General features: G+C 43.4%; 12 protein-coding genes. 10 read left to right on the top strand and 2 right to left on the bottom strand.

The features are described from left to right. Window positions 1-10 precede the first annotated feature (10 nt). The 6 genes from FHW88_RS11575 (at window position 11) to FHW88_RS11550 (ending at window position 14,406) form a co-directional block, all read left to right on the top strand. Window positions 11-2,488, top strand: coding sequence for a glutaminase family protein (locus FHW88_RS11575; RefSeq protein ID WP_176625535.1), 2,478 nt, complete (start codon window positions 11-13; stop codon window positions 2,486-2,488). Window positions 2,489-3,834: 1,346 nt separating this feature from the next. Further along, the gene (locus FHW88_RS11570; protein WP_176625533.1) at window positions 3,835-6,951 is read left to right on the top strand and encodes an AsmA family protein; all 3,117 of its coding nucleotides are present in this window, start codon (window positions 3,835-3,837) and stop codon (window positions 6,949-6,951) included. A 338-nt stretch (window positions 6,952-7,289) separates the two neighbouring features. Beyond that, complete coding sequence (locus FHW88_RS11565) at window positions 7,290-8,933, top strand: tetratricopeptide repeat protein (RefSeq protein WP_176625531.1); 1,644 nt, start codon at window positions 7,290-7,292, stop codon at window positions 8,931-8,933. 256 nt (window positions 8,934-9,189) lie between these two features. After that, window positions 9,190-11,958 carry a TonB-dependent receptor gene (locus FHW88_RS11560; RefSeq protein ID WP_176625529.1) on the top strand — a complete coding sequence of 923 codons (2,769 nt, stop codon included), beginning with the start codon at window positions 9,190-9,192 and terminating at the stop codon, window positions 11,956-11,958. Window positions 11,959-11,992: 34 nt separating this feature from the next. Continuing rightward, on the top strand, window positions 11,993-13,246 hold the full coding sequence (locus tag FHW88_RS11555; protein WP_176625527.1) for a right-handed parallel beta-helix repeat-containing protein: 1,254 nt from the start codon (window positions 11,993-11,995) through the stop codon (window positions 13,244-13,246). A gap of 62 nt (window positions 13,247-13,308) precedes the next feature. Continuing rightward, on the top strand, window positions 13,309-14,406 hold the full coding sequence (locus FHW88_RS11550) for a phytase (RefSeq protein WP_176625525.1): 1,098 nt from the start codon (window positions 13,309-13,311) through the stop codon (window positions 14,404-14,406). A 64-nt stretch (window positions 14,407-14,470) separates the two neighbouring features. Here the strand turns inward: FHW88_RS11550 and FHW88_RS11545 are convergent, their stop codons facing one another. Further along, window positions 14,471-15,031: a thioredoxin family protein gene (locus FHW88_RS11545; RefSeq protein WP_176625523.1), complete on the bottom strand. Its 561-nt coding sequence runs from the start codon at window positions 15,029-15,031 to the stop codon at window positions 14,471-14,473. A gap of 153 nt (window positions 15,032-15,184) precedes the next feature. On the opposite strand from FHW88_RS11545, the gene FHW88_RS11540 reads away from it, so the two are divergent. From FHW88_RS11540 to FHW88_RS11530, 3 genes are all read left to right on the top strand, one after another. Further along, window positions 15,185-16,213, top strand: coding sequence for an arabinogalactan endo-beta-1,4-galactanase (locus tag FHW88_RS11540; RefSeq protein ID WP_176625521.1), 1,029 nt, complete (start codon window positions 15,185-15,187; stop codon window positions 16,211-16,213). A gap of 309 nt (window positions 16,214-16,522) precedes the next feature. Beyond that, window positions 16,523-19,741, top strand: a complete 3,219-nt coding sequence (locus FHW88_RS11535; RefSeq protein ID WP_218117186.1) for a VCBS repeat-containing protein — start codon at window positions 16,523-16,525, stop codon at window positions 19,739-19,741. Window positions 19,742-19,751: 10 nt separating this feature from the next. Then, window positions 19,752-21,077 (top strand): vanadium-dependent haloperoxidase, encoded by a 1,326-nt coding sequence (locus FHW88_RS11530; RefSeq protein WP_176625519.1) that lies wholly within the window; start codon window positions 19,752-19,754, stop codon window positions 21,075-21,077. A 238-nt stretch (window positions 21,078-21,315) separates the two neighbouring features. Here FHW88_RS11530 and FHW88_RS11525 read toward each other — a convergent pair whose 3' ends face one another. Continuing rightward, on the bottom strand, window positions 21,316-23,145 hold the full coding sequence (locus FHW88_RS11525) for an ABC transporter ATP-binding protein (RefSeq protein ID WP_176625517.1): 1,830 nt from the start codon (window positions 23,143-23,145) through the stop codon (window positions 21,316-21,318). Between the two features lie 193 nt (window positions 23,146-23,338). On the opposite strand from FHW88_RS11525, the gene FHW88_RS11520 reads away from it, so the two are divergent. Next, window positions 23,339-25,267, top strand: coding sequence for a sialate O-acetylesterase (locus FHW88_RS11520; protein WP_176625515.1), 1,929 nt, complete (start codon window positions 23,339-23,341; stop codon window positions 25,265-25,267). Window positions 25,268-25,288 lie beyond the last annotated feature (21 nt).

The raw sequence follows: 25,288 nt of genomic DNA, 5'->3' as shown, positions 1-25,288 counted from the left end.
AACGTAGTTTATGAACCGCATTTTTAAAAAAACGTACTTGCTTGTTTCCGGACTGGCAGCATCGTTTGTTGCACAAACAGCGCTGGCACAGGATAAGATGCCGTCTTATCCGCTGATCACGCACAACACTTATTTCAGCATCTGGTCAAACACCGATAAGTTAAATGAATCAACCACCAAACACTGGACCGGGAAAGACCAATCGTTACTGGGCCTCATTAAGGTTGATGGCAATTACTACCGTTTTATGGGCGCATCGGCCGTTAATTATAAAACCATTTTAGCAGCTACCGACGAAAAATCGTACAACAGCCAATACCTGGCCGAAACTGCCCCGGCAGCAGGTTGGGAAAAACCGGGCTTTAATGATCAGGCCTGGAAAAGCAGCGCTGCGCCATTTGGCGATGAACGTGCAAGCAAAGGCACCGAATGGAGAGGTAAAGACATTTGGGTTCGTCGCAAATTCAATATTGCCGAATTACCGAAAGGCCGTTTAATGCTGAAAATTTATCATGATGATGAAGCCGAAGTATACCTGAACGGCCAGCAGATTGCTGCCGAAGGTGGCGCTAACGGCGATTTTGAAACTGTTGCGTTGCCTGCCAGTGCAAAATCGAATCTGAAAGCGGGTGAAAACGTTTTGGCTATTCATTGCAAAAACACCGGTGGCGGCTCGTTTATTGATGCCGGTCTTGTTGAAGAAATGTTGAGCAAGGATGACGAAGCCGTTAAACTGGCTGAGCAAACCAGCGTTAAAGTTACAGCTACCCAAACCGTATATAACTTTAAAGCAGGTGAGGTAAACCTGAAAGTTACGTTCACTTCGCCATTGGTTATGGGCGATTTGAAATTACTTACCACCCCGGTATCATACATCACTTACCAATTGAAATCAACCGATGGGAAAGCTCATGATGTTCAGATCTATCAGGGGGTATCAAGCAATCTGGCTGTAAATACACCATCACAGGAAGTTACGGTATCAAAATACAGTCAGAACGGCCTTAAGCTGTTAAAAGCCGGCACTGTGGAACAACCGGTATTACAGAAAAAAGGTGATAACCTGCGTATTGACTGGGGCTATGTTTATGTTGCTTCGTCAACCGCCGGAGCTAAACAATACATCACTCCCGAAGGCGATGCTGTTTCATCATTCCTGGGCGCCCAAAAAGGTGAAGCTACGGTTACTGGTAAACAATTCATGTTAAGCACAGTATTACCATTTGGTAAAGTGACTGCTGCGCCGGTATCTAAATTTATTTCGGTTGGGTATGATGACATCTATGCTATCCAATACTTCAAAACCAATTTAAGACCATGGTGGAGGAATACCCCGGGTGCTACTATTGAAGGCGTACTGAGCGATGCTACCAAAGCCTACGCTAAAGTGATGGGCACTTGTGTAAAAACAGATGCTAAGATCTGGGCCGACGCGGTTAAAGCCGGTGGTGAAAAATATGCTAAGTTATGTGTAATGGCTTATCGTCAAAGTATTGCCGCGCACCAGGTAGTTAAAAGCCCGGAGGGCGAATTGTTATTCTTATCTAAAGAGAACTTTAGCAATGGCTCAATCAACACGGTTGACATTACTTACCCTTCGGCTCCAATGTACCTGCTATACAATCCTGATTTGTTGAAAGGCATGATGAACGGCATCTTCTATTTCAGCGAAAGCGGTAAATGGAATAAACCTTACTCATCGCACGATTTAGGTACTTATCCATTGGCCAACGGCCAAACTTATGGCGAGGACATGCCGGTTGAAGAAAGCGGTAACATGATCATTCTTAACGCTGCTTTAGCAAAAGTTGAAGGCAACGCCAACTATGCCAAAAAACACTGGAAAACATTAACCATCTGGACTGAATACCTTGCCAAATCAGGTTTTGATCCGGGTAGCCAATTGTGTACTGATGACTTTGCCGGTCACCTGGCACACAATGCCAACTTATCAGTAAAAGCTATTGTAGCCATTGATGCCTACGGCGAATTAGCAGGTATGTTAGGTGATGCCGCAACCGCTAAAAAGTACAAAGCGATGGCTAAAGACATGGCTAAAAAATGGCAAGAAAAAGCCAACGCCGGCGACCATTACGGCCTGGTGTTTGACAGCAAAGATACCTGGAGCCAGAAATACAACATGGTTTGGGATAAAGTATTAGGCTTAAAATTATTCCCTCAAAAAGTGTACGATACCGAGCTTAAGTACTATTTAGCACACCAAAAAGAGTTTGGTTTGCCATTGGATAGCCGTAAAACCTACACCAAAAGCGATTGGATCCTTTGGACTGCATCTATGGCCGATAACAGAGCTGATTTCAACGCTTTAGTTGCCCCGGTTTACAAATTCGCTACCGAAACTTCATCGCGCGTACCACTAAGCGACTGGCACGAAACTACCAACGGTAAAATGGTAGGTTTCCAGGCGCGTAGCGTGATTGGCGGTTACTATATGAAAACTTTAAGGGATAAGTTGGCGGGTAAATAAACGCTGATTTGAGATTAATTGAAAAGGGGAACTTGCGTGGCAAGTCCCCTTTTTTACTTTTTTCAAAGTCTGGTCGAAGTTTAGCGATAGCGTAACTTCGTCCTAAAAAGATAGAAGCATTCTGCTTCCGTAGCCTTGCCATGTTTTAATACGAAGCGCTTTATAGAGAGGGTTAAGCTGAAAGCTTAACCTGTTTTAGGACGAAGTTACGCTACCGCTAAACTTCGACCAGTTAGCGCTGATGATCCTCTGATTTTAACCAAGGGCCTGCATTAGCGGGCCCTTAGTTGTTTAAGAACATAGCGATGAGACATGGGATAAAAAATGTCATTGCGAGGCACGAAGCAATCGCACGGAAATATAGTCTTTGTTTCGGTCAAAGTTTAGCGATAGCGTAACATCGATCAGCAAGGGGAATTATTTGAATATTTATTTGACTTTTTGGATCGCTTATCTTACATTCCATCAAAACACACGGCCTTAATAATAAGGTTAATGCAGTTAGTTGTGTTTTTGTTGCTTCTTTTAATACTACTGATGCTGTTTTTGAATATTCCGAATTAACGGACTTCATAAGACCACGTGCACTTCTTATTACTATTAGTGATATTTTATAGTTTATTAGTGATAAGGATGTTGATGCTATTTTACCTCGTCTTTAGATGTTTCCTATTTTATCGTTTTATGTTTTTACAACAGTTTCAATTTCATGCGTATTGCAAGTAAAAACATTCGATATTCCTAATTATTCTTCCTGTGTACTTTACTGTTTTTACATTATTAAATTGAATTTAATGACTAACCAGATAAACGTAGTTATGACAACAAGTGGTTGTGATAAATGTAATGCCACTAAAGGCAATTATCAAAATGATGAGTTATACATTGATATTACATGCATTCCTAATTCCTGTTGTATTTCAACAGATGAGCCTTTTAGCGCTAATAAGGGTGAAAGATGTCTTAATTTACTGAGTGAAAAGTTACGAACTTGCAAAGAGCTGCTTGTGAATGGATATGTTATGAAGTATCACAATCATTCTCCGACGGATTATTTTATTGGAGGATTAGAAAAAGAAACATTCGATGAGTGCTTCATAGCAATACACTATTGCATAACTTATTCATTACATAAATTGGATTAGAGGTTAATACTTTTGTTCTTCCCGCTAATAAAAAATGTTTTTTATTAGCGGGATTATTGAGCAGCTTTTTTACGACTGATGGTCGGGTGATCACCTCAGAACGCCAAAGTCACTTTTCCCTAACATTACAATCATCATAATTTGATATCCAATAATTATGTTTTATGATTACTTTCATGCTTCGTTAGTATAATAATTTCTATGCCGCTCCCCTTAAAAAAAATATTGGTTAAAACGCTTAAAATAAGCGCCATCACCGTTGTTAGTTTATTGCTGTTGATGTTCCTTTTACCTTATCTTTTTCCCGAAACGGTAACGCAAAAAATTAAACAATGGGCGGCCGGCAGCGTAAACAGTAAGCTTTCGTTTTCAAGTACACGCTTGTCATTCTTTAAAAAGTTCCCGTCGCTAACCCTTACGCTTAATGATTTTGTGCTGAATGGCAGCATACCTTTTCAAAATGATACGCTGGTTTCTGCTAAAGAAATTTCATTGGCTATCGATCTTTCTTCGGTTTTTAAAAGCAAGATCAATGTAAACAAGATCTATCTTGATCATGCGTTGATCAACATCCAGGTTGACAGTGCCGGTAAAGCCAATTACAATGTTTACAAATCATCTCCACCTAAACAGGATAATAAAGCCGATACCGCCAGTGCATCATTAGGGATTGAACAGATTTTGATAGACAAAAGCCACCTGGTTTATGACGACCGCTCACTGCCCATGCAGATCAACGCGCGGGAACTTAACTACAAAGGCAGCGGCGATTTAAGCAAAGACATCTTTGACCTTTATAGCCACGTAGATGCCGCTTCGGTAGATTTTTATTATGGCAACAAAGCCTACGTGCTCAAGAAAAAAGTAAATGCAGATCTGGTAACCAGTATCAATACCAAATCATTGGCCTTCGCATTTCAAAAAAATGACCTGCTTATTAACAAGCTCCCAGTTAAATTCAAAGGCCGGTTTGAATTCCTGAAAGATGGTTATGATATGGATTTTAAGATCAGGAGCGATCAAAATGATCTTGGTGATGTTTTTACCGCCATCCCGGATGAATACGCTAAATATGTTGATAATATGGATATCAGCGGTAACGGCATCATCCAGCTTGATCTTAGCGGAAAGTACATCGCCTCAAAAAATATTATGCCTAACCTGGGTATCAGCATGAAAGTGCGCGACGGTGCCATCGTTAACAAAAGCACCCCCGCTCCGGTTAAAAACCTGTACCTGAATATGGATGCCAGTTTGCCTGGCCTCAACCCCGACAGTTTAAAAGTTAATATTGATTCGGTTTATTTCAATATTGGTAAGGACTACTTTGGTTCGGTACTGAAATTAAAGGGAATCAAATCGCCATACATTTATGCTAAAGTGAATACCGAAATTGACCTGGAGCAATGGTACAAGGTTTTTGGCATTAAACCATTCCAGGTAAAAGGAAGATATGGTTTGCATTTACTGGCCGAAGGTAAGTACACCACCGGCATCAGGAAAACTGGACTAAGGCAAAAGGTCGATACCGTGATAACCAGTATTCCCCAATTTAAACTCAGGTCAACTTTCAGAAATGGCTATTTTAAATACAGCAAGCTGCCGCAGTCTATCAACAATATCAGTTTTGACCTGGATGCCGCTTGTCCGGATCATAACATTGCCAATGCCACGATGGATGTGCGCAACCTAAACATTAATGCACTTAATAATTACATAAAAGGCTATCTTAAATTAAGCAATAAAGCAGGTGCATTGATTGATGCCGGGTTGAATGCTAAATTCCATTTAGATGATATCAAGCAGTTTTACCCGGTTGATAGTATTGATTTCCGCGGTGATTTTGATGCCAACCTGCAAAGTAAAGGCAGGTATATTCCGGCCCGGCGCATCTTCCCGGTTACCAATGCGGAGATCAACCTGAAAAACGGATATATCCAAACCAAATACTATCCGCACCCTATGCAAAATGTACAGGTTAGCGTAAATATTTTTAACAACACCGGCTCGCTAAAAGGGCTTAAGGTGGATATTAAACCGGTATCCTTCAATTTTGAAGGCCAGCCATTTTTGCTGAGGGCCAATCTTCGCAATTTTGACGACCTTGATTATAACGTAACTTCTCGAGGTAGCCTTGACCTTGGTAAAATTTATAAAGTATTTGCCATAAAAGGATATGATGTAAATGGTTTTGTAAGCACCAACTTTAAACTGAAAGGAAAGCAAAGCGATGCAACCACCGGCCATTATGATAAGCTGGATAACTCCGGCAGCATGAAGGTGAAGAATATCAAGCTTACAACTGAGCTATTCCCGAAACCATTTTTTATCACCAACGGCGTATTCAGCTTTAACCAGGATAAAATGAAGTTTGATCAGTTTAAGGCTAACTATGGTAAATCAATAGTAGTGCTTGACGGTGCTTTATCCAATGTGATAGGCTATGCCATGCAACCAAACTCGCCGTTAAAAGGTGAGTTTAATTTGAAGAGTGATTTGATCATTGCCGATGATTTTATGGCTTTTGCAGGTGTGCCTGCATCTGCCAAACCAACCAAATCATCGGGTGTGATATTGGTGCCCTCCAATCTTGATCTTAATTTTGCTGCTGATGTAAAAAAAGTTAAATATAACGGACTGGATATCAGTGACGCCAAAGGCGCAATGAATGTTACCAACGGGCAGATCGTACTTAAGCAAACTGGTTTCAGCCTGATAGGTGCCCCTGTAGTGATGGACGCCACTTATGGCAGCATCAATCCTCAAAAAGCATTTTTTGATTATCATATCAACGCGAAAGAGTTTGATATTCAGAGGGCCTACCGCGAAATCAAGTTGTTTCATGATATGGCAACTTCGGCCGAGCATGTACAAGGTATTGTATCTTTAGATTATAAGCTTGCGGGTAAGCTTAACAGCGATATGAAACCGGTTTACCCATCATTAAAAGGCGGTGGCGTACTTTCTGTAAAACAAGTAAAAGTATACGGATTGAAATTATTAAGCGCGGTTGGCAAGCAAACCGGTCATGACAGTGTTGGCCACGGCGATGTAAAAAAGGTTGATATCAAAAGTACTATAGCCAATAACATCATGATTATAGAACGTACCAAAATGCGGATTGCAGGTTTCAGGCCGAGATTTGAAGGACAGGTGGGTTTGGATGGCAAACTGAACCTGAAATTCAGGCTGGGGCTGCCGCCCTTCGGTATCTTCGGCATCCCGATGACTATCACCGGTACCCAGGATAAACCTATTATCCATTTGGGCAAAGGCAAAAAAGAGGATGAACTTAAGGAGACGCAAGACGACGAGTAAGATCCCGAACGCAATGAATTCTGGTGATTAGAAGAAACAAAAAGCGCGGGGTTGTGCTATACCCTCCCCTGGGAGGGTATAGGGAGGGGTTTCATTGCCTTGCCTATTCCTTTGAAATAGCGGATAAACCCCTCCCTGCCACTACGTATTCCTACCACACCCCTCCCAAGGGAGGGAATTAAAAACTTTCCTATGTCTATTGCATGAATGTAAAATAGTTAACACACGACAGTTGGTTAACATTAAGTTCATATTGAAATACTTCTTTTGTTTGTCTTTTTGTACGCAGGTACCAAAGGACGACTTCTTTGCAATGACAATCCGCTTAGTTTTCAGATATGATTAAACTTTACATCAGGCTTATTCAATTAACATTTTACCTGTTTGTATTAATATCTGGTACAGCGGCACAGGCACAATCTAACAAAACCGACCGTTTTCAACAGCTTCAATCGCTCTCACAGCAACATCCCGATTCGGTACTTATCGTTTTGAAAAGGATCCATGCCGATGCTGTTCAGGATAATGATAATCTTACCGCCGGTTTGAGTCTGCAGCAAATGGGGCAGATCTGTTTTAGCCAGGGACATTACGCGCAAGCCCTTGATTTTTATTTACACGCCGATAAGGTATTTGGACAAATAGGCAACAAGGATTTATTGGCCGACAATTGGGGCAAGATGGGCATCTTGTATTATTACAACAGGCAGCCTGACGAGTCATTTCAGTTATACGACAAGGCATTGAATCTTTATAAAGCAACCAACAACAGAAAAGGCCAGGCCGAAATATTTGGCGCAATAGGGCATTTGTATGAAAAGCATCATAAGTATGACAGCTCCTTTTATTACCAGCGCCTGGCGCTAAACCGCTATCAGCGTATCGGAGATGATTATGGGCAAGCAAAAATATATGAGAACCTTGGCAGTATCCATGAGGATCTGGCCAATTATGATTCATCATATTCCTGTTTCAGAAAATCATTAGCCATTTATAATAAGTACAATAATGAAGTTGCCAGTATTGAGGTGATCAATAACATTGGTGATATTTTACGGAAAACCGGTAAATATGAAGAAGGGATCCGGCAATCGCGCAAAGCTTATGCGCTGTCATTAAAAACAGGAAACCTGTACCAGTTAGCGGCCTCCTGTCGTGATCTCGGAAAATCGTACCAGTTGCTTAACCGGATGGACAGCGCTTATCATTACCTTGAATTGAGCCGTAAATACTCGCTTGAGGTGTACTCGAGGGAGAGCATTAAGCAAACTTCATTTTTGCAGGTGTTGTATGATATGGATAAAAAGAGCGATGAAATTACCCGGCTCAATAACATCCGGAAAACTAACCAGATAGTTACCATTGCCGGCGTTACCATTTCCCTGTTGCTTGTCGTTCTCGGTTTTGTAACCTTCAGCAGGCAACGCCTCAAAATACGCGACCAGCGTGTCCTGGCCGAGCAAAACCGGTCGATTTTTGAAGCCCAACGCGATTTGATGGAGCTGGAGCTCAAGAATAAACAACTGGAAGAGGAAAGCCTTAAACAACAGCTGGAACTTAAAGGGCAGGAGCTGTCATCGCACACCTTAAACCTGATCAAGAATAACCAGTTGTTAGAGAGCATGCGCAATACATTGCAGGATATGGTGAAAGAAGATAAGCGTGATCAGAAGCGGCAGATGCAGCAAATTATCCAGCAAATAAATCAAAGCTTTAATCACGAGCAGCACTGGAAAGAGTTTACGGTAGCTTTTGAACAAGTTCACCAAAGCTTTTTTGAAAAGCTGAAACAACGCAGTACAGATCTTACCTCAACAGATCTGCGTTTGATAGCCCTGCTTAAAGTCAACATGGATTCGAAGGATATTGCCGGTTTGTTGGGCATCTCTATTGATAGTTTACGGGTTGCCCGTTACCGTTTACGCAAGAAACTCAACATTGACCAGGGCGAAAATCTTACCACTTTTATACAGGCCCTATAAGTTGGTTATTGTTAATTTCTTCATTTTTTGGGGCTTAACATTAGTTTAATGTAACGGTAACTGAATGATAATGGAGGTTTTTGTTTTAATTATTTTATTGAAAATCAATTAATTGTATTTTTTAGTTGCTGTTGCGTATACACCCCGTGTAACGCTGTTTCCTTTTTGTAACGGCATATTTTAGCAGATGTATTGTGGGTTTAAACACTTTTGCGCCGTCAAAAAAGCAAATCACAATTGCATTAATCGTCGCAAAATGAAAAAATACTTACAAACATTCTTGTTCATGCTTTTGTGCGTTACCGCCGCTAACGCAACAAAGTTAAAAGGTCATGTTTATGACCGCAAAACCGGCGAACCTATGGTAGGTGCTACCGTGAGCCTCGACCGAACGAAGATTGCTACTACCACCGGGCTGGACGGCTCGTTTGAATTAAAGGACGTACCAAAAGGCTCTTACACTGTTAGGGTATCTTACATCTTGTATACCACAGCAACGCAACAGGTTGAAATAACTAAAGAAGACAGCCCACATCTGAAAATATACCTCGAGGAGTCGAATAAGCAATTACAGGAAATCAGTGTTGTATCTCAAAAGAACGGATCAACCGAAAGGACAGCCCGCCGAATTGAGCAGCAGGCCACACAGGTAATGAACATCGTATCGGGCAGGGCTATCGAGGTATCTCCCGATTTAACGGTGGCTAACGTTATCTCACGTGTATCAGGTGTATCGGTTGAACGTAACACCAACGGCGATGGCCAATATGCCATCTTACGTGGTATGGATAAACGCTATAATTATACTCTGGTAAACGGCATCAAAATCCCAAGTCCCGATAATAAATACCGTTACGTTCCGCTCGATATCTTCCCTTCAGATTTGCTATCAAGGCTGGAGGTTTATAAGACGCTTACCCCAAACCTGGAAGGTGATGCTGTTGGCGGTGTTGTTAACATGGTGATGAAAGATGCTCCTGAGCGTTTTGAAATTAACGCCAACATCGCGGGCGGTTACAGTCAGCTGCTATTGGATCGTAAATTTATGAGCTATGATTATTCAAGCATTAACCACAAATCGCCTTATGAACTCAATGGTAAAACTTACCAGGCAACGCAGGCCGATTTTGGTACCGGAACTTTAAATTATTCGCTTAAACATCCTGCACCAAACCTTGTTGGTAGCTTATCATTAGGTCAGCGCTTTTTTAATAACAAATTAGGCGTGTTGGTAGCCGGTAGTTATCAAAATACCTATCGGGGTAGCAACAGTGTATTCTACAACACTAAAGTAAATCCAACGGCCGAGTATGCCGCGGTTACCAGCCGGGATGACAGGGAATATTCTGAACAGCAAAAACGTTACGGCTTATTTTCAAAAATTGATTACCTGTTAGATAGCCGCAATAAACTGAGCTTTTTTAATACCTATGTTAACTTAACCAGTATCCAGGTCCGCGACGAAAAATCTACCAATTTTTCAACTGATTACGACCCGGATAAAGGAAATGCTCAGTTAGGTTATTCAACCCGCAGCCGTTTTACCGAGCAACAAATTTACAGCGGAACGCTGCGTGGGGATCATAAGTTGTTTAACGATAAACTTAAGGTACAATGGTCGGCAGTTTATTCTTCAGCCGAAAACGAAGTGCCTAATAATACCACCATCAGCCTAAACGGTGTACGCGAAAACTTTGTCGACAGGCGCACTTATCTCACTAACGGCACATCGCTTACCCACCGCTGGGAACGCAATACAGACGAAGATAAAGCAGGTTATTTAGACCTCACCTATACCGCACCAATTGGCGGTGTTAATGTCGATTTCTCTGCCGGTGGTTTATACCGCGATAAAGAGCGCAGCAGCTTCTATAACAATTATAACCTTGCTGCCGCCAATCCAGGCGCATTGTATGGTACCGATTTTACGAATTACACCCAACTGAATTTTAACGTTACAAATCAGGCGGGTGCAGTTGCCAATTCATTAACTAATGATGCATCTGAAAAGATAGGTGCCGGCTATGGTATGTTTAAATTTACTACAAAAACTATTCAGGTAGTTGGTGGTGCACGCGTTGAGCATACTAATCAGGGTTATCACATGCTTTTCCCTCAGGGTGAATCACGCCCTACGGGTAATCAAACATACACTGATGTATTGCCAAGTCTAACGCTCAAATACTTTTTAACCGATAAACAGCAACTGCATGCCTCTTATTTCAAATCGATTAACAGACCTGGTTTTTACGAGATTATACCAGGAACCAGGCCGGGTGAGGACTATGACGAACGTGGCAATGCCGATCTGAAACATGCTATTGCAGATAATTACGATTTAAGATATGAACTTTTCCCTGACGCAAGCATGCAGTTTTTAGCCGGGGCGTTTTACAAACAGATTAAGAACCCGATAGAGTATAGTTTCCAGGCGGATGCTACACGCGGCCAGGATACTTATTATGTTCCGGGCAATTTCGGTACAGCTAAAAACTATGGATTAGAGCTTGATTTGGTTAAGTTTTTTAACAAGTTTGGCGTAAAAGCTAATTATACTTATACCCATTCACGCATCACTACCATCAAAGATACTTATATCGCCGATGCAAATGGTGATACCCACTTGACTACGGTGAATCAAACCAGGCCTTTATATGGTCAGTCTGAGCATATCGCCAACCTGTCATTATTATATAAGGACACTAAGAAGGGCTGGGATGCACAAATTGCCGGAGCCTATACCGGTCCGCGCATCAACACTGTATCGCAGTTTGTGAATAATGACCTTTGGCAGCGTGGCTTTATCCAGATGGATGCATCAGCCGAAAAACGTTTTAAAAATAACCTGAGCGTATTTATCAAAGCGGGCAACCTGCTTAATACCCCAGCTAAGTTGTTCCTGAAAGGTACCAACCCTGAAAATGCTACGCTGAAAGATGATAACATCGTAGCAAACGGACAAACCTTAATCCGCAGCGACTACTATAAGCAAACTTACCTGATAGGTGTTCGATACAAACTTTAAAATAATTTATCAACCATAAATAAAAGGCATTATAATGAAACTAAAACAAATATTCGCGGCAGTGCTGCTATCGGCCATAGCCTTTAGCAGTTGCAGGAAAGCCAACCTTGATGTTGACACCAGCTCAAACGATGGATCGGCAAGCGGTGAAGTATCAGGCGTTTGGGCTAAAGGCAGCACGCAGATCATTAAGGGTGATATTATTATTCCCGAAGGTAAATCGCTTACTATTGAAGAGGGGGTAACCGTGTTGATGGATACCATTGCTAAACCTGAATTTATAGTAAAAGGGAATCTGTACTCATTAGGTACCGCCGAAAACCCGGTTAGGATAACCGTAAACCCGGCATATCGTACCGACGCCAAAAAATTCGGAAAAATGTGGGGTGGGATCCTTGCAGCTAAAACCTGCGCCGAGCTGGTACTTGACCATACTATTTTGGAGTATGGCGGTAATACCACTTCTGATGCTTCAACGTCGGTAAAACAAGGCCTTTACAAAGCAGTAGCCGGCGAAAATGTACCCGCGTTGTGGTTTTCGAACGTTAACGGCAAACTGATTGTTGTAAACTCAACTATCCGCAACTTTCAGGAAGATTGTACTTATATAGAGGGTGGCAAGATCATTTTTGCCAACAATACTTTTTATACCACAGGGGTAACAGGCGGTGAGGCCATGAACTTTAAATCGGGCTGTTTGGCTGATGTTGGCTTTAACCTGGTTTACAGCGCCAATACCAATGCACTGAAGTTATCGAACTCAGGCGACCGTACGCCGCAGGCTTACATCATCTGTTATAATAACACCATGATAAATACCGGCTGGCGCAGGCCGTCGGCAAAAGGTGGTTCTATCTGGCTGGAGAATAATGTACATGCCGATATTTATAACAACCTGTTTGCTAATACCCGTTTTGGTATCAAACGAGATACTAAATCAACCGAAGATAAACGTACCGTGATCAGCAATAACCTTTATTATGGTTATGATCAAACCACGGTAAACCAATTCCAGCCATCAAAAGATATTATTGGTGGTGTTAATGAGGTCAGAGGCACAAAAGCAGGCGATAACGATCCTAAATTTGTGAACTATCCTGAATCTACCCCGGTACTGAATGCAGTTTATGATGTAAACTGGGATTTTCATTTGCAAAGCGGTTCTCCTGCTTTAAATCATGGTATAACCAACTTCACCCGTCACCACGCTGCGGGTATCACCGTAAACGGGATAAATTACGTATCTCCTGCCCCGGCTAATTACATCGGCGCTTTCGGAACAAAATAAATTAACTCATGGCAATGATCCTGCATACTTCTGCAGGATCATTTTTTTATTAATAATAGAAGATGAATAAACTGAGCAAATTAACATTTGTACTACTTGCTATTGCCATAGGTAATACCGCCTGCGGCCAAAGCCAGATAGGCAAGAAAGGGCTTACCATCCCGGGCAGCACAGCACCCGAAATAAAACCGATAGTTGTTACCGAACCGGTGTTATACGATACTGATGATCCGGCCATATGGATCAATCCGGCTGATCCTGCGCAGAGCCTGGTCATCGGCACTGATAAAAACAGCGAAGGCGCCCTTTATGTGTTCGACCTGCAGGGTAAAATTATTAAGGATAAGGTTGTTCGTGGCTTAAAGCGGCCAAACAATGTTGACCTGGCCTATGGGTTGATGCTTGGCGGCAAACCCACCGATATTGCTATTACTACCGAGCGCATGGCCCATAAACTGCGGATCTATTCGTTGCCTGACATGAAACCCGTAGATAATGGCGGCATTGACGCATTTGTTGGCGAAACGGGTTTTGAATACCGCGATTTAATGGGCATCTCCATCTATACTGCAAAAGATGGAAAAATGTATGCCATCGCAGGCCGCAAAAATGGCCCGCAAACAGGCGGATATATCTGGCAGTATTTGCTCGAAGATGATGGCACAGGCAATGTTAAAGCTACATTGGTACGTAAGTTTGGCAAATACAGCGGTAAAAAGGAAATTGAATCAATTGCTGTTGATAATGAGTTAGGGTACATCTACTATTCAGACGAACAGGTAGGGGTACGCCAGTATTATGCCGACCCTGAAAAAGGCGACCAGGAGCTGGCTATATTCGGTACCACAGGCTTTAATGCCGACCACGAAGGGATCTCGATTTATAAGCTTACGGATACAACCGGATATATCCTTGTATCTGACCAGGGTGCCAACCGTTTCCAGATCTTCAGCAGGGAAGGCACCAAAGCAAATCCTTTTGAACACAAGTTGCTGAAAATAGCCAACGTAGCCGCAAGACAAAGTGACGGCAGTGACGTAACTGCTACTCCTTTAAATGATACCTTTAAGCATGGCATTTTTGTGGTAATGAGTACCGATAAAACTTTTCACTATTACCGCTGGGAAGATATAGCAGGCAAAGAACTTAAGGTAAAATAGAAGTTATAAGCTATTCGTGTAAATGATAATTCCGGGCAGGTCATCTGTCCCGGAATTGCTGTTATCATAATGTTGCATTAATAATATCTAAAAACTCCAGCTGAAAACTTTCACCTTTATCCTCGTTATACCATTTCTGCAATGCTATCTTTTTTTCGCCCATTTCAATATGGTCTTTAACCATTTGAAGGTATAATCGCTGGCACTCAGCCGGCCGGGGGCCCCAGGTACCGAGGTCTTGATGGTGTTCATCTGCAATAATAATCTTGGGGATTGACCGGGTGCCATTGGTAAGGTAGCTTTCAATCAAAAACGGTGGCGAGTCCCTTAGCTGGTAATCAACTTTAATAAGCGGATTCAATTCCGAAAGGCGATGCAGGAATGGTATGGTATGCGAAGCATCGCCGCACCAGGCCTCGGTAATAACCGTCCATAATTGTGGTTTACTGATCTTTTCGATGGCATTTGTCAGATCCGGGTTCAGTACGCCAACCTTTAGCCAGCGCTGCTGGCGCGACCAATTGAGCTTTGTATAATTTAAATAATCCGGGTTGTCGTACGGAGCCGGCGGATTAGGGCTGTTCAAAATATCGAAAAATAGCTGCTGATATGCTGTGAAATCCATAATAATTGCATTTGGAGCCATTTATGGCAATTCCTTTTACGATATGAAATTAAATAATGTGCGTGTGAATTTTGTTGATGTAGGTTAATTTCGATAACCTTTACAGGGCTATGATTAATATACTATGTATTTTTGATTATCAAAGCGGGGTACATGAAAATTAAAATAAACAAACTGCTATTAACAGCAATTAGCCTGGTATGCACCGGCGCTTTATCTGCCTACAAATATTCGCCGGCTAAAAACGTTCCGGTTAAGTTTAAGCAGATCATGGGTGCCGATATTTCATTTATCCCCCAGTTGGAAGCTGAAGGGCATAAGTTTTATGATAACGGCGTAAACAAGGACCCCTTCACCATTTTGAAAGATCATGGCTTTAACTATGTACGGCTTCGTATATTCAATAATCCTAAGGCCGATAGCGGGTACTCGGCAAAAGGCTATTGTGGTTTGGAAGATACCAAGAAGATGGCTCTGCGTATTAAAGAAGCCGGAATGGGCTTCTTACTCGATTTTCATTACAGTGATAACTGGGCCGATCCCGGTAAGCAATACAAACCCGCCGCCTGGAAAAGGCTCAACAACCAGCAACTGCAGGATTCTATAAAGACATTTACCCGGCTTACCTTGCTGGCCCTAAAAAAGCAGGGCACGCTGCCCGATATGGTGCAGGTAGGTAACGAAATTAACCACGGCATTTTATGGCCCAACGGCCGTGTCAAAAACCTGGATACCCTGGCTGGATTTTTAAAGGCTGGCATTAACTGTGTCAAAAGCGTGAGCAGCAATATCAGGGTAATGCTGCATATTGCCTGCGGCGGACAAAATGCAGAATCAAGATACTTTGTAGATAACATGCTCAAACGCGGCGTTAATTTCGATATCATTGGCCAATCATATTATCCCGAGTGGCATGGCACACCGGATAGTTTACGCAACAACCTTACCGACCTCACCGCCCGTTATAAACAGGATGTTATAGTGGTGGAATATTCGCAGCGCAAACGCGAGGTAAATGATATAGCTTTTTCGTTACCTGGTAATAAAGTTAAAGGCACTTTTATTTGGGAGCCCTTTAGCTGGGGCGAAACCTTTGTTGATAAACAGGGAAATATTAATGCGCATATGGCTACTTATGATAGTATTAGTAAACAATATCATGTCCGTCTGCCCCTTGAATAGGAGGATCATGATACGCTTTTAGCTTTATCATAGGATAAGTACAGGCAATTCCAATTTGCAGAGTCACTATATGTAGTTTCTTAAAGCGATTTTTCTAAAAATGCTTTGCATGTAGAATAATTGTTATATTGACATCAAATTTGCGATGCCTATTTATCGTAGCCACAATAAACCAAAATGAAGATATTCCGGTGCCCCCTCCCGCTTAAAACGCGAAAAGAACGATCGTTTTTGATGTTTCCTGCTGTATGCGCTCTGATGTTGTTTGCAGGATGCAATCATGAACCCTCTGCCAACTCACAACAACCCTTGTTTAAACTGTTGCAGCCGGAACAAACCCATGTTGATTTCGCCAATACCTTAACCGAAGGTTTAAACACCAACGTGCTGATGTATGAGTATTTTTATAATGGCGGCGGTGTGGCAGTTGGGGACTTAAACGGCGATGGCCTGCAGGACCTTTATTTTACCGGCAATATGACCGATAATAAATTGTACCTGAACCAGGGCAATATGCAGTTTAAGGATATCACTGCTGATGCCGGAGTAGCAGGCAGGCCCGGTCCCTGGAAAACAGGTGTAACCATGGCCGATGTTAACGGTGACGGTAAGCTGGATATATACATATGTTATTCGGGTAAAGTACGGGCCGGGAAGCGGGTTAACCAATTATTCATAAACCAGGGGAACAATGCCGCAGGAGTTCCCATGTTTAAAGACCTGACCGCTGATTTTGGCCTCGATTTTCCATCATTCAGTACACAGGCATACTTTTTTGATTATGACCGGGACGGTGACCTCGACCTGTTGTTAATTAACCACAACCCAGGCCGGATCAGTATTATGGATGATGCCTTTGTTAAGGAGATGTCGGCCAAAAGAGATAACGAATCGGGGATCAGGCTGCTGCGGAATGACAATAATCATTTTACTGACGTTACCGTCGGTGCAGGCATTATCAATACACCGCTATCATACGGCCTTGCAGCAGGTATCGCCGATATTAACGGCGATGGATGGCCGGATATCTATGTATCCAATGATTATAGTATTCCCGACAGGTTGTACATTAATAATGGCAAGGGCAGTTTTGCCGATGAGCTCCAGAAACAAATAGGCCATAGCTCGTTTTACTCTATGGGGAATGATGTAGCCGATATTAATAATGACGGCAAACCCGATATTTACACCCTGGATATGCTTCCCGAAGATAACAAACGGCAAAAACTGCTGTTCGGCATTGATAATTACGAAGCTTTTGACCTGAACCTGAGGGTAGGCTTTTATTACCAGTACATGCGTAATATGCTGCAGATCAATAACGGCAATAACTCGTTCAGCGAGATAGGACAGCTGGCAGGCATCTCCAATACGGATTGGAGCTGGTCGCCCCTTTTTGCCGATTATGATAATGATGGCTGGAAAGACCTGTTTGTAAGTAACGGTTATACCCGTGACTACACCAACATGGATTTCCTGAAGTTTATGGGCGATAACCTTAAAGACAGGCGCGTAATGCGGCAGGACCTCCTGGATATTGTAAGCCAGATGCCATCATCGCAAATGAAAAGTTACCTGTTTAAAAATAATGGTAATACCACATTTACCAATACAAGCGAGCAATGGGGCATAACGATGCCATCAAACAGTAACGGCGCCGCTTATGCCGATCTGGATAATGATGGTGACCTTGACCTGGTGGTAAATAATATCAATCAGCCGGCTTTTGTTTATGAAAACCAGGCCGCTAAACAAAATGACAACCATTATTTATCGATAAAATTAAATGGCAATGGGGCCAATACCCAGGGTATTGGAGCTAAGGTCAGCATTTATTCGGGCAATAAAACGCAGTACCTGGAGCAAATGCCAAACCGTGGTTACCAGTCAACCGTGTCAACAGTACTGCACTTTGGATTGGGAAAAGATAAGCAGGTAGATTCATTAAGGATTACCTGGCAAAGCGGTAAATCACAGGTTCTTAAAAAAGTAAAAACCGATAAACAGCTTGTTTTAAATGAAAAGGATGCCACTGGCGCAAGTCCTGTACGAGAACAGATCAATCCAATATTTAAAGAGGTGCCTGCCCCTATCGCAGGCACCGAAAGCGATAATACCACCAATGATTTTAAAAGGCAGCCGTTAATGGTTAACTCCATATCGTTTTCGGGTTCCATCCTTACCAAAGGCGATGCAAATGGCGATGGGCTTGAGGATATTTACACCGGCGCGCATGATGGCAAAGCCGGTGTTTTGTACCTGCAGCAAAAGGATGGGAAATTTATCAGCAAAGCTGTACCCGCCTTTGAAGCCGATAAAAACAGTACCGATGCCGCCGCTTTATTTTTTGATGCCAATGGCGATGGTAAGCCCGACCTGTATGTAGCCTCCGGCGGCTATGCCGATTATAAACCGGATGATGTCTTATTGCAGGACAGGCTTTATCTCAATGATGGCAAAGGAAATTTTAACAAGACAAACAACGCTTTGCCCAAAATGATCAGCAGTAAAAGCTGTGTTAAAGCAGCTGATATCAATGGCGATGGTTTTCCCGATTTATTTGTCGGCGGCAGGGTAATCCCGGGGCAATATCCCGAAGCCCCCGAAAGCTATATTTTGATCAATGATGGCAAGGGGCATTTTACCAACGAAACCGCAAAATATAACCCGGCGTTAAAAAATATAGGCATGGTGACCGATGCTGCCTGGGTTGATATGAACGGCGATAAAAAGCCCGACCTGGTGCTGGCCGGCGAATGGATGCCGATCACGGTTTTTGAAAATAGCGGCACTAAGCTAACCGATGCCACAACAAAATACTTTGATAAAAAATATACCGGCTGGTGGAACTGTTTACAGGTAAGCGACATCAACCGTGACGGCCATCCGGATATTATAGCCGGAAACGTAGGTTTAAATACGCAATGTAAAGCAAGCGACGCCGAGCCTGCGGAAATGTTTTATAAAGATTTTGATGATAACGGCTCCGTTGACCCGATGCTTTGTTTTTACATTCAGCATAAAAGTTACCCCTTTGTAAGCCGTGATGAATTGCTTGACCAGATGAGTGTCATGCGCGGCCGGTTCCCCGATTATAAAAGCTATGCCGATGCTACCATGGACAAGATTTTTACTGCCGAAGAAATGAAGGATGTAAAAAAACTGACAGCCAATGAACTGGCTACAGCATGTTTTATCAGTAATGCACAAGGAAAATTAAAACAGGCGACGTTACCCTTACAGGCCCAGTATTCGCCGGTTTTTACCATTACTTCATTTGATTACGATCATGATGGCAAGGAGGATCTTTTGCTTTGCGGCAACATCAACAAGGCCCGCATCCGTTTCGGTAAATATGATGCTAATTACGGCGTATTGCTAAAGGGGGATGGCAGGGGTAATTACCAATACATAAACCAGCAGCAATCGGGCTTCAGCATTCGGGGAGATGTCAGGAGCGTACTTCCATTAAATAATGTTTTACTGTTTGCCCTTGATAAGGGCAAACTAAAGGCATACAAGCAATAATACAAAGGCAATGAAAAAACTGTTAATGCTAATACCTGCCTGTGGCTTATTTGCGATGATAAGCTGCAGCCCGAAAAAGCAACCCGAACTAACCAACCAGGACGTGAGCAAAGTTGTTGGCCATATGACCAGCGTAATGATCCATGACGTTACCAACCCGCCATTGGCCGCCCGTTTTTTTGCTTATACCTGCCTTGCCGGGTATGAGGTAGTTGCCGAAAACGACAAACAGACCCATAGTATGCGCGGTGTATTGAATCAATATCCGGATATCAAACACCCCAAACAAAATACCGGTTATAATTATCAGCTAAGCGCGGTACTGGCCATGTTTGAAACATCTGCCAGGCTGTTGCCATCGGGTACCTTAATGCTGGGCTACGAGTCTTCCTTTATTGATTCGTGCAAAAACATCGGCTTCAGCAGCGAAGTTATCGACAGTTCAAAAAGCTATGCCAAAACAATCAGTAAACAGATCCTGGCTTATGCCAGGGCCGATGGTTACCGGAAAATAAGTAACTATCCACGCTATAAGCTTAAGCAAACACCCGGTAGCTGGGACCTGACCCCGCCTGCTTACATGTTGCCGGTTGAGCCATATTTTAACACTATCCGGCCCATGACGCTTGATTCGGCCGCACAATTTGTGCCTGATGCGCCCATTCCATTTTCAACGGATAAAAACTCAGCTTTTTATAAATACCTGCAGATGAGCTACGCCAAAAGTGGCAATGCTTTAAAGCAGGAAGAAAAAGATATTGCCAATTTTTGGGATTGTAACCCTTTTGCCGTTCAAAATGACGGGCACATGCTTATCGGCCTAAAAAAGATTTCGCCGGGAGCACACTGGATGGGGATAACGGCTATTGCCTGTAAGCAGGCCAAAACCGGTTTCTCTAAAACGGTGCAGATCAATACCGCTGTAGCCATAGGCCTGCTGGATGGTTTTATTTGCTGCTGGGAAGATAAATACCGCACCAACCGCATCAGGCCCGAAACGGCCATCCGCAGGTATATAGACCCGCATTGGAAACCCTTGTTGCAAACCCCTCCGTTTCCGGAATATATCAGCGGGCATTCGGTGGTTTCAACAACGGCTGCGGTTATCCTCACGCATTACCTGGGCGATAAGTTTAAATATACCGATGATGTGGAAGTAAATTATGGCATCCCGCCAAGGCATTTCAACTCGTTTAAACAGGCTGCCAAAGAAGCTGCTATTTCAAGGTTTTGGGGTGGTATTCATTTTATGGATGCTATTGACAATGGTATTATTCAGGGAAATAAAGTGGGCAACCTGGTTGTTGCTAAAATGAGCGGGCAAAGGAAGTTGTAGATATAAGCATGGTTGTTATGAGCGGTGGCGAAAGGGTTTTTCGATAAGTGGAGTTGCTATACAGGGCGAAGATGGTGCTTTCATCTCTCATGACAACTTAAAAAGGGTGTCATGGGTAGGCCCTCGAAGCATGGTGGGCTGGCCTCTGCGCGCGACCCTTCGACAAGCTCAGGGTGACGGGCCATCTTTTGTCATTTCTTCTTCAAAGCCCAAAGGATGTTTGCTTAAATATCATCCCTTACTGATATCCCGCAGCCTGCAAGCTAAATAACTCGGCGTAACGGCCATTGTTTGCCATTAGTTCCTGATGTGTGCCAGCCTCAAGGATTTTGCCCTTTTCCAATACGATGATCCTGTCAGCGAGCCTTGCTGTTGAAAACCGGTGGGAAATAAGCACAGCCGATTTACCCTGGGTTAAGGACGAAAAACGCTGGAATACCTCATACTCGGCCCGGGCATCAAGCGCTGCAGTAGGCTCGTCAAGGATGAGCACCTGTGCATCTTTCATATAGGCCCTTGCCAATGCAACTTTCTGCCATTCGCCACCCGATAATTCAACACCCTCGTTAAACCGCCTACCCAGCCATTGTTCGTATCCCAGCGGAAGTTTGGCCGCAAGCGCGTCTGCAAGGCTCTCCCGGGCAGCTTTACGGATTAGTTCGGTATTGTCCTGCTCATCAATGTTTCCTACCGCAATATTCTGCGAAAAGCTCATCTGGTAACGAATATAATCCTGGAAAATAATGCCCAGGTTTAACCGGAGGTCCGTGAGGTCATAATCCCTCAAATCTGCACCATCCAGCAGGATGCGCCCTTCTGTTGGGTCATATAAGCGGGCCAGTAGTTTTACAAGCGTAGTCTTGCCTGCTCCGTTCTCGCCTACCAGCGCAATCTTTTCGCCGGGGTGCAGGGTGAAGTTCAGGTGCCTGTTGGCCCATGATTCGGCATTGTTATATTTAAATCCCACATCCTCAAAAGTAAACCCTTGCTTTATTGGGTTTGGAAATGGTAAAGGAGAAGCAGCAACTTTGATCTTTGGTTTGATCTCAAAAAACTCATGGAAATCGTTGAGGTAGATAGCACCCTGTGAAACTGATGTAAACCGGTTCAGCGAATTTTCCATCAGGCTGCTCAATTGCCGGAATGAACCGGCCAGGAAAGTAAGCGTACCTACAGAAGACTTGCCCGTAACAGTTTGATAAATAATAAAACCATACGCGGCATAGTAGCCAACACTGCCTAAAACAGAAAAGAAGGTACCCCAGGCCGAACGCCTCACAGCCAGTTTGCTGTTATCGGCATAAAATTTATCTGATAAGGTTTTAAAACGGTTAATAATAAAATCAGACAGGCCGAAGATTTTAACTTCTTTAGCCGTTTCATCGCTCGCACCAAGGTAGCGTACATAATCAAGCTCTCGTCTTTCAGGGGTTTGGCTCCTCGTAAGTGCGTAATTTTGGCTATTAAAATAGCTTTCGCCCAGAAACGAAGGGATGATAGAAATAAGCAGCAAGAGGATCAGCCATGGGTTCAAAGTCAGTAAGCCAGTAAGCAGGAAAGCCATGGATATAAAATCCTGGATCTGGCTCATCACCTGTGATAAAAGCACAGTACGCCCAACGGTTTGCTGCCTGGCCCGCTCCAACTTATCATAAAATACCGAATCTTCAAACTGTTCCAGGTCGAGCATGGCCGCATGGCGCATAATGCGCATGGAGGTATAGTTGGCAAAAAGATCACCCAGCAGGTTGTCCATCAGGCTGATCATCCGGTTTAGGCCGTCGGTTGCCACAGCCAGCAAAAATTCAATGATAACCAGTTTCCATAATTCATGCTGGCTTCCGCCGTGGCGGTTTAGCAATACCACCTGGTCGATGATCAGCTTACCTACATACAACAAGGCAACCGGCATGGCTGAACGCATAATACGTAACAAAAAGCTTGCTGTTGTTTTACCCGGACTGCTTTGCCACACCAGCCTGAAAAAATCCGGGAGATTGCTTAATGCAGACAAGCGCTCTCTGAACGAAATCTTTTGCTCTGGTTTGATATTTCTTGTTTTAGCCATCTGCCGGTTTTGATAAATGCGATTTTAAACAAAAAAATGTTCATTGCTACTGCATTGCAGGACTATGAGCACATTTATGATCGTTTGCTGACTAATCAGGAATTAAAATAAAAAAGATTTGTGCAATCGATTGCACAAATCTTTTTTTATTTGTTACTTAGTCAAATAAACCATCAATAAATATTTCGGAGTTATGGGGTCGGTGAAGCTAATACTTGTCGCGCTGCTCGCTTGTTTGATATTACCGTGTTATGGAATAGTGCGCCTGCCGCAATTGGTTGCGGATGGCATGGTATTACAGCGCGATGCCAAAGTAAAGATCTGGGGATGGGCCGATGCAGGCGAAAAGATCGCCGTTAATTTTCAGCATAAAACATACCGTACAGTTACCGGCGAAAGCGGTTCCTGGAAAATTGCCCTTCAGCCAATGAAGGCCGGGGGGCCGTATACTATGGAAATCACTGGTAATAATCGTACTACTATCCGGGACATTTTAATTGGCGATGTATGGTTTTGTTCGGGGCAATCGAATATGGTTTTGCCTATGGAGCGGGTTAAGGAAAAATATCCTGATGAAATAGCAAAAGCCAATTATCCGCAGATCAGGAATTTTTTTGTTAAAACGGAATCTGACGTAACCAGGCAACATTCGGATCTGTTACCTGGTAAATGGGTTAAGGCCGATTCTGTAACCGTTTTAGGTTTTGGTGCCGCATCATGGTTTTTTGCTAAACAGCTATATCAAAAATATCATGTGGCCATCGGTATCATTAACTCAAGCGTCGGCGGCACACCTATTGAGGCATGGATCAGCGGCGATGGCTTAAAAAACATTCAATCATATCATAACAGGATTGCCCGGTTCAGCAATACGGCATTTATGGACAGCGTGTTGAAAAAACACCCGGAACCAGTGGAACCGCTTAACGCAGATAAAGGCTTAAATGAGGTTAAACCATGGTATGATACCACCTACAAGCCACATAGCTGGCACCGTTTCTGGCTGCCAGGCTACTGGGCCGATCAGGGTGTAAAAGGCCTGAACGGCGTGGTATGGTTCAGGAATGAAATCACACTGCCCGCATCGGTACAGGGTAAAGCGTCCAAACTGTATTTAGGGAGGATAATAGATGCCGATCAAACCTATGTTAACGGCAAACAGGTGGGGAACATTACCTATCAGTATCCGCCAAGGCGTTACACGGTACCCGCCGGTTTATTAAAGCCGGGCAAAAATATTATTGTGGTTCGCATTACCAATACATCGGGCAAAGGTGGTTTTGTGCCTGATAAACGGTACTACCTGGCAATAGCCGGTGATACCATCGACCTTCGCGGCGACTGGCAGTACAAAGTTGGGCAGGTGTTTGAACCCGTTAGGATGAAACCGGAATTTTCGGCCCAGAATGAACCTACCGGGCTTTACAACACCATGGTAGCGCCCGCTATCAATTATACTATTAGAGGTATAGTTTGGTATCAGGGCGAAAGTAATTCCAGCCGCGCATCCGAATATGGAACCTTGTTAAAGGCTCTTATTGCCGACTGGCGGAATCGCTGGCAACAAGGTAATCTTCCCTTTATTTACGCCCAGCTTCCAAACTTTAACGAGGTACAGTATTCGCCAACAGAAAGCGACTGGGCGCAATTACGCGCCGGTCAGCTTGAGGCCCTTGAAGTGCCCAATACTGGTATGGCGGTAACCATTGATGCCGGCGAGTGGAATGATATCCACCCTCTTAATAAAAAAACAGTGGGTGAGAGGCTTGCCCGCGCTGCCGAAAATGTTGCTTATGGCGATGTGAATGTAGTACCATCCGGCCCGATTTACCAATCGGCTAAAATTGAGGGGAATAAGATTGAGATTGCTTTTAAAAATACAGGTGCGGGGCTTGTCGCTATTGATGGCGAGGAACTGTCACAATTTGCCATCGCCGGGGCTGATAAAAAGTTTGTTTGGGCAAAGGCAATTATTAATGGAGGTAAGGTGTTGGTTTGGAGCGATAAAATCCCTGCACCGCTTTACGTAAGGTATGCCTGGGCCGATAACCCGGATGGCGCGAACCTTTATAATAAAGAAGGCTTGCCGGCATCACCTTTCCAAACCGGTAAACTGCAATAACCATAAACTAATTTGAAACCA

It is taken from the genome of Mucilaginibacter sp. SG538B (genome assembly GCF_013376065.1).
GTDB classification, from domain to species: domain Bacteria; phylum Bacteroidota; class Bacteroidia; order Sphingobacteriales; family Sphingobacteriaceae; genus Mucilaginibacter; species Mucilaginibacter rubeus.
The sequence above is the reverse complement of the archived record's forward strand: the minus strand, read 5'-3'. Positions and strand labels throughout refer to the sequence as shown.

Bases quoted from the DNA above. Each gene is read 5' to 3' on its own strand.
- FHW88_RS11545 (WP_176625523.1), bottom strand. From the start codon at position 15,031: ATGGATTTCACAGCATATCAGCAGCTATTTTTCGATATTTTGAACAGC.
- FHW88_RS11575 (WP_176625535.1), top strand. From the start codon at position 11: ATGAACCGCATTTTTAAAAAAACGTACTTGCTTGTTTCCGGACTGGCA.
- FHW88_RS11555 (WP_176625527.1), top strand. From the start codon at position 11,993: ATGAAACTAAAACAAATATTCGCGGCAGTGCTGCTATCGGCCATAGCC.
- FHW88_RS11520 (WP_176625515.1), top strand. From the start codon at position 23,339: ATGGGGTCGGTGAAGCTAATACTTGTCGCGCTGCTCGCTTGTTTGATA.
- FHW88_RS11540 (WP_176625521.1), top strand. From the start codon at position 15,185: ATGAAAATTAAAATAAACAAACTGCTATTAACAGCAATTAGCCTGGTA.
- FHW88_RS11560 (WP_176625529.1), top strand. From the start codon at position 9,190: ATGAAAAAATACTTACAAACATTCTTGTTCATGCTTTTGTGCGTTACC.
- FHW88_RS11530 (WP_176625519.1), top strand. From the start codon at position 19,752: ATGAAAAAACTGTTAATGCTAATACCTGCCTGTGGCTTATTTGCGATG.
- FHW88_RS11565 (WP_176625531.1), top strand. From the start codon at position 7,290: ATGATTAAACTTTACATCAGGCTTATTCAATTAACATTTTACCTGTTT.
- FHW88_RS11525 (WP_176625517.1), bottom strand. From the start codon at position 23,145: ATGGCTAAAACAAGAAATATCAAACCAGAGCAAAAGATTTCGTTCAGA.
- FHW88_RS11550 (WP_176625525.1), top strand. From the start codon at position 13,309: ATGAATAAACTGAGCAAATTAACATTTGTACTACTTGCTATTGCCATA.
- FHW88_RS11570 (WP_176625533.1), top strand. From the start codon at position 3,835: ATGCCGCTCCCCTTAAAAAAAATATTGGTTAAAACGCTTAAAATAAGC.